The sequence below is a fragment of the Streptomyces sp. NPDC050549 genome (genome assembly GCF_040655035.1).
In the GTDB taxonomy this organism is placed as follows: domain Bacteria; phylum Actinomycetota; class Actinomycetes; order Streptomycetales; family Streptomycetaceae; genus Streptomyces.
The window spans coordinates 22,976-29,880 of the sequence record NZ_JBFAJD010000071.1 but is presented as its reverse complement, the minus strand read 5'-3'; the positions used below and the strand labels follow the sequence as shown (position 1 = coordinate 29,880).

6 protein-coding genes are annotated in these 6,905 nt (G+C 70.8%); 4 read left to right on the top strand and 2 right to left on the bottom strand.

What is annotated here, in order from left to right:
- Positions 1–186: 186 nt before the first annotated feature.
- A complete protein-coding gene (locus AB0I51_RS46365; protein ID WP_362985226.1) occupies positions 187–654 on the bottom strand; it encodes a pyridoxamine 5'-phosphate oxidase family protein in 468 nt (155 codons plus the stop codon).
- A 289-nt stretch (positions 655–943) separates the two neighbouring features.
- Positions 944–1,345 carry a hypothetical protein gene (locus AB0I51_RS46360; protein WP_362985222.1) on the bottom strand — a complete coding sequence of 134 codons (402 nt, stop codon included), beginning with the start codon at positions 1,343–1,345 and terminating at the stop codon, positions 944–946.
- Between the two features lie 370 nt (positions 1,346–1,715).
- On the opposite strand from AB0I51_RS46360, the gene AB0I51_RS46355 reads away from it, so the two are divergent.
- From AB0I51_RS46355 to AB0I51_RS46340, 4 genes are all read left to right on the top strand, one after another.
- Positions 1,716–3,443: a GAF domain-containing protein gene (locus AB0I51_RS46355; protein ID WP_362985220.1), complete on the top strand. Its 1,728-nt coding sequence runs from the start codon at positions 1,716–1,718 to the stop codon at positions 3,441–3,443.
- Positions 3,444–3,650: 207 nt separating this feature from the next.
- On the top strand, positions 3,651–4,946 hold the full coding sequence (locus AB0I51_RS46350; RefSeq protein WP_362985218.1) for a transcriptional regulator: 1,296 nt from the start codon (positions 3,651–3,653) through the stop codon (positions 4,944–4,946).
- Positions 4,947–4,992: 46 nt separating this feature from the next.
- A complete protein-coding gene (locus AB0I51_RS46345) occupies positions 4,993–6,513 on the top strand; it encodes an aldehyde dehydrogenase family protein (protein ID WP_362985216.1) in 1,521 nt (506 codons plus the stop codon).
- A gap of 15 nt (positions 6,514–6,528) precedes the next feature.
- Positions 6,529–6,897, top strand: a complete 369-nt coding sequence (locus AB0I51_RS46340) for a DUF779 domain-containing protein (RefSeq protein WP_362985214.1) — start codon at positions 6,529–6,531, stop codon at positions 6,895–6,897.
- Positions 6,898–6,905: the final 8 nt, after the last annotated feature.

Genomic DNA, 6,905 nt, shown 5'->3' with positions numbered 1-6,905 from the left:
TCGTCATCGCTCTCGCGGCGGCGGGCGCGGGTGCGACGTGGGGTCTGGGCAAGGTCTGGGCGAAGCTCCCGGTCGTCCGCGACCACAACTGGCTGAAGTAACAGCCAGAAGCACGACGTGACCGGGGTACCGCCGCTCAACAGCGGCGGTACCCCGGTCGGTCGAGGTGTTGAGCCCGGCCGAACCTCAAGAGGGCCCGTCGGCGGAAACGAACAGCAGCCCGGTCACCAGGTCCGGCTGGACGCGCACCGCATAGTCCATCGGCTGCCGCACCCAGGGCCGCAACAGCCGCTGATACCGGGCCAGTTCGTCCGCGTCGGTCACCAGGTGGGCGTAGCCCGTGACGACCACGCTCCAGCCGAGGCTGGTGTCGGGGTCGATGGAATCGGCCTCGTACGCCACGACGACTCCGGGACCGCCGGCCTGGAGGGTGCGTGAGGTCAGGGCCGCGCCCTCGTGGGTCCGGATGACGATGACGCCGTCGTCGACGATGTGGTTGACCGGGCGGATGGTCGGCAACGCGTGCAGGGTGAAGGCGATCCTCCCCAGGGACACGCTGCCGAGCAGCCGCATTGCCTCCGCACTGTCGAGCTCGATGCTTCGGCGGGGTGGAACTGGCGGGGTCGGCTGCTCACGGTCCGTGGTGGTGAGCAGCCTCCGTACGGCTTCATCGTTCACTGCTTCGGGTCTCCGGCCGACGGGCCACCGGTGCGACGTGGTAACGGTCGGTGGGCGAGGTGTGCAGGGGCTCGATCGTGCCCATGGAACGCCGACGGGCCCCTGCCCCGGTAGGGCCGTTCGGCCCTCGCCCGTGGCCGACCGGCCCGTTGTCCCGCGCGGCGCTGCCTCCGTCACCCTCTGTGCGAGGGGCCCGGCCGTCCGTCCCCTCACACAGTCCATCAGGGTGGTCGTCCGCGGGAGTGCTTCAGGCACAGCTTCCTGTTCAGCCCGGTTGCGGTTCGTCGCTCGGGCCGCCGCGCCACGGGGGCGGGGTGGCCGCTCTGCGGGCCGAGTCCTTGCGGTGCGTGACGCGTTCCAGACGGTTGCGCAGCCGGTCCTGCAACCGGTCCGCGAGCTCGTGCGCGCTCGCCTCCCGGGCATGGACGACCAGGAGGTCGCCGCCCACCCGGATCTCGGCCGCGGCCGACCACGGGTGATCGGCGTGGTGCACGGCGGCCCTGGTGATCCGCACCTCACCACCGATGTCGGCCAGTCCCGGCCGGTCGAGCAGCGCGGTCAGCTTGGCCCGGACGTAGGCCCGGGCTTCCTCGTCGACCTCCCCCTCGGTCCGTATCTGCAAGGCGGTTGTCGCGGGGGCTCGGCCGACGGTGTCCCTTGGCGTCATCTGCTCCACTCCTTTGATCGTTTGCCGACAACCCCAGACTGGCCCTGCCCCGGGCCGGGAGCCAGGGCCACCCGGCCCCTGACCAGGTCCGTGAGGCCTCTTCCTCCGCCCTCGGCCGGGCGGCCGGACTCTGTGACAGTCGTCGAGGGAGGGAAGACAGGGGGCGATGCGTGGCCACGACGGTCTGCGGCGCCGGTACCGCCGAAGGGGCAGCACCGCCTCCGAGGGAAGGGAAACTGACCGAATTACCCCGCTCCGGAGCACATGACCTGGGCCTGATGCTGTGTCCTCAACAGTCTCCGACCGATAGCGTGGCACATGACCACAGTGGTCGGTCCGCGGTGCGGCGAGGGGTTGTGGAGGATCACCGGTGGCAAGCGCTGAAGAGGCCCGCGAGGCTCGTATACGGCTGCCCCAGCTGAAGCTGGACGAGCTGCTGGGAGAGCTGCAGGCGCGTCTGGACGCGGCCCGCGGTACCCGAGACCGGGTGCACAGCCTGCTGGAAGCGGTGCTCTCGGTCGGCCGGGAACTGGACCTGGAGCAGGCCCTGCACAGCATCGTGGAGGCGGCGGCGGTCCTGGTCGACGCGGAGTACGCCGCACTCGGTGTGATCACCCCTGACGGCAAGGCGCTGTCGGCCTTTCACACGATCGGCGTCACCGACGAGCAGATCGCCGAGATCGGGCCGTTCCCGGAGGGCCACGGCATCCTGGGCGAGCTGATCCGGCATCCCGAGCCGCTGCGGCTCGCGAAGATCTCCCAGCACTCCGCCTCGTACGGCTTCCCGCCCAACCACCCGCCGATGAGCACCTTCCTCGGGGTTCCCATCCGGGTGCGCGAGCACGTCTTCGGCAACCTGTACCTCACCGAGAAGCGGGGCGGGGCACAGTTCGACGGCGAGGACGAATCCGTCCTGTCCACCCTCGCCGTGGCGGCCGGCGTCGCGATCGACAACGCCCGCCTCTACGAGGAGTCCCGGCTGCGGGAACGCTGGCTGCAGGCGAACGCGGAGGTCACCCACAACCTGATGTCCGGCGACTCCCGCACCCAGGTCCTCGGCCTGATCGCCGAGCGGGCCGGTGAGATCACGGGCTCCGCGCTGGCGGCGGTCGCGCTTCCGATGGAGGACACCGGGTCGCTCGCCGTGGAGATCGCCGTAGGCATGGACGCCGAAGCCCACCGGGGGCTCGTGCTGTCCCTGGACCGCAGCCTGATGGGGCTGGCCTTCTCCAGGGCCGCGCCCGTCACCAGCGCGGACGTCGGCCACGACGATCGCATCTCCCTGGAGCCCCCGCGCTTCGGGGGACTGGGTCCCGCCGTGGCGGTGCCCATCGGCACGGGCAACGCCGGCGTGCGCGGCGTGGTCCTGCTCGCGCGGGAAGCCGGGCGGCAGCCCTTCTCGGTGACGGAGACCGAGACCCTCCAGGCCTTTGCCGCGCAGGCCGCCGTCGCGATGGAACTGGCCGAGCGCCGACGGGACTCCGAGCAGATCGCAGTGCTCCAGGACCGCGACCGTATCGCCCGCGATCTGCACGACCTCGCCATCCAGCGGTTGTTCGCCACCGGCATGACCCTCCAGAGCGCGGGCCGCTTCATCGAACACTCCGAGGCCGCCGAGCGCGTGGTGCGCGCGGTGGACGACCTCGACGAGACCATCAAGATCATCAGGTCTACGATCTTCGGGCTGCGGGCGCGTGACGGCGGCGCCGGAACGGGGCTGCGGGCCCGTGTCGTGCGCGCGGTCGGCGAGGCCGGCTCCGTGCTCGGCTTCGCCCCCAGCGTGCGGATGGAGGGTCTGGTCGACACCGACGTGCCGCGGGAGACCGCCGACCATGTGATCGCCGTGCTGTCCGAGGCACTGACCAACATCGCCCGGCACGCTCACGCCGGCCGTGCCGACGTCGCCCTGGAGACCGACGGCCGTGAGGTACGCCTGGCCGTGACCGACGACGGTGTGGGCATTCCGGCCGACGGCCGGCGCAGCGGGCTGCGGAACATGGAGGAGCGGGCCCTGCAACTCGGCGGAGAACTGCAGTGGACCACTCCGCCGCAAGGCGGCACCAAGCTGGTCTGGCGGGCGCCGGTGGGTGAGCGGTAGGCACCCGGCACGGCCACGCGGAAACACCCTTCCCGACCCGATGCGACCCCTGTGCTGCCCGTCCTGCCCCGAGAGGCACACCCGGCGGACAGGCCTCGTCCCTGGCCCGAGGGGCCCGGTCAGTGGGGCCGTTCGGCCTCTGCAGCCCTTCGTGCCGGACGGCTGAGATGGAGGTGACGGATCCGGAGAAGGCACGTAGGAGGTGCGATGGACGCTTCCGCCACCGCCTCGGAATCCGCTCTGCGCACGGCGCACGAGCGGTTCGTGACGACATCGGGTGCGCCGCCCGCGATGCGTGACCTGGTCGCCGAGTCGTGGCAGCGCTGCACGGTGCAGGGCGTTCGTTCCGACGGCAGCCGGTTGCCGCCCCTGCGCGGCACGTCCGCGGAACTCTCCGTGTATCGGCGCGCACATCCGCTGGCGGCGGTGCTGCCCCTGTTCCGGGAACTGCTGGGGGCCGGCGCCGCCGACGACGGGCACGTCTTCGCGGTCGCCGACGCCGACGGCACCCTGCTGTGGGTCGAGGGCGATGCCGTGACCAGGGCACGGGGCGAGCGGATGCACTTCTCCGAGGGAGCCGTCTGGTCCGAGGCACGGGCGGGCACCAACGCTCCTGGAACCGCACTGGAGTTGGGCCGCCCCGTCCAGATCGTGACCGGCGAGCACTACAGCTCCGCCGTGCACGCCTGGTCGTGCGCTGCCGCCCCGGTGCGCGAACCGTTCACCGGACGCGTCCTCGGCGTCGTCGACCTCTCCGGTGGTGGCACCATCGCCTCACCGCCCGCCCTGGCCGCCGTACGAGGAGCGGCCCTCGCCGCCGAGGCGTACCTCGCCCGGACGCTGACCATGCCGGTGCCCGTCGGATGCGGTGACGGTGTACGGATCAGCGTGCTGGGCAGGGACAGTGCCCTCCTCGAACACGGTGGCCGGGTCCTGCGGCTGAGCCCACGACACAGCGAGATCGTGCTGGCACTCGCCCTGGCCGGCCATGGAGTGACGGGCGACCGGCTGGCGGTGGAACTGTCGGACCGCGAGGTACCCCCCTCGACACTGCGGGCCGAGATGACCCGGCTGCGTGCCATTCTCGGCCCCACCCTGCTCGGCTCGCGGCCCTACGCGCTGCTGCGCCCGGTGCGGACCGACCTCGGCGAGGTCTCCGACCTCCTCGCCGAGGGGCGGGTGGCACAGGCCCTCGCCCACTATCCCGGTCCGCTGCTGCCGCGCTCCGACGCGCCGGTCGTGGTAGAGCAACGGCGGTGCCTGGAGCAGCAGTTGCGCGGCGCCGTGCTGGGCAGCGGCGACCCCGGGCTGCTGCGCCGCTGGGTCGCCGCGGACTGGGGAAGCGACGACATCCCCGCCTGGTCGGCGCTCGCTCGCACCTTCCCGGGCGGATCGCCGCAGCGTGCCGCCGCTGCGGCACGCGCCCACGCACTGGACGCCGAGAACACCGTTCCGTTGCAGGTCGTACGGCATGCAGCGGTGTTGCAGCGTTCGCATTCCTAGCGTGTTGAGCATCACCACGATCGTCGTGGTGAGAAAGGGGACGGTCATGAAGTACCAGCCTCCGGGCAGGCCGGGCAGCCCCGTGGACGTCGCACCCCGCTACGAGAACTTCATCGGCGGCAAGTGGCAGGCACCCACCACGGGCCAGTACTCGCCCAACCTGTGCCCCGCCACCGCCAAGCCGATCTGCGAGGTCCCGAAGTCCGGACCCGAGGACATCGAACTCGCCCTGGATGCCGCGCACGCCGCACAGCCCAAGTGGGGCGAGGCGTCCACCGCACAGCGTGCCGCCGCCCTCAACGCGGTCGCCGACGCCATCGACGCCCACCGCGAGGAACTGGCGATCGCCGAGAGCTGGGAGAACGGCAAGCCGGTCCGTGAGACCCTCGCGGCCGACATCCCGCTCGCAGCCGACCACTTCCGCTACTTCGCGGCCGCGATCCGCGCCGAGGAGAGCTCGATCACCGAGATCGACAAGGACCTGATCTCCTACCACTTCCACGAGCCGCTGGGCGTGGTCGGCCAGATCATCCCGTTCAACTTCCCGCTGCTGATGGCCGCGTGGAAGCTGGCCCCGGCGCTCGCCGCCGGCAACGCCTCGGTGCTCAAGCCCGCCTCCCCGACCCCGTGGTCGATCCTCAAGCTGATGGAGGTCATCGGCGATCACCTGCCGTCCGGCGTCCTCAACGTCGTCAACGGCCCCGGCGCCGAGATCGGCAAGGCCCTCGCGACCAACAAGCGCATCGCCAAGGTCGCCTTCACCGGCGAGACCACCACCGGCCGCCTGATCATGCAGTACGCGGCCCAGAACATCATCCCGGTCACGCTGGAGCTGGGCGGCAAGTCGCCGAACATCTTCTTCAACGACGTGGCCGCCGCCGACGACGACTTCCTCGACAAGGCCGTCGAAGGACTCGTCCTGTACGCGTTCAACAAGGGCGAGGTCTGCACCGCACCCTCGCGCGCACTCATCCAGGAGGACATCTACGAGGAGTTCATGGGCCGTTGCCTGGAGCGCATCCGCGCCATCAAGCAGGGCGACCCGCTGGACACCGCGACCATGATCGGCCCGCAGGTCTCCAAGCAGCAGATCGAGAAGATCGCGTCGTACGTCGAGATCGGTCTGAAGGAGGGCGCGGAACTGCTCGTCGGCGGCCACCGGCCCACCATCGGCGGCGAGTTCAAGGACGGCTACTTCTACGAGCCGACCGTCCTGAAGGGCCACAACAAGATGCGGGTCTTCCAGGAGGAGATCTTCGGACCCGTCCTCGCCGTCACCACCTTCAAGGACGAGGCCGAGGCCCTGGAGATCGCCAACGACACGCTCTACGGCCTCGGGGCCGGCGTGTGGAGCCGCGACACCAGCCGCACCTACCGGATGGGCCGTGCCATCCAGGCCGGCCGGGTCTGGACGAACTGCTACCACCAGTACCCCGCGGGTGCCGCGTTCGGTGGCTACAAGGTCTCCGGCATCGGCCGCGAGACGCACAAGATGATGCTCGAGCACTACAGCCAGACCAAGAACCTCCTGGTCAGCTACAGCGACAAGCCGCTCGGGCTGTTCTAGGAGGAGTGCAGCGACATGCCCGGAAAGGTCGAGAACGGCACCGTCGGGCGCGTCACCGCGACGCCGGCGGCGCGCAAGGCCATCGCGGCCCTGCGCGCCGCCCGCGGCGGGCCCGTGATGTTCGTCCAGTCGGGCGGCTGCTGCGACGGCAGCGACCCGATGTGCTTCCCGGACGGCGAACTCGTCCTGGGAGACGGGGACATGCTCGTCGGCGTGGTGGAGGGCTGCACCTTCCATGTGAACGCCGACCAGTACGAGGCGCACGGCCGCCCCTTATACGTCCTGGACGTGGAACCGGGCACACCGGGCGGATTCTCCCTCGCAGCCGGAGAGGGCCTGCATTTCGTGACCCGGGTCGAGGCGACCCGATGCGGAACCACTTGAGGAGCAGA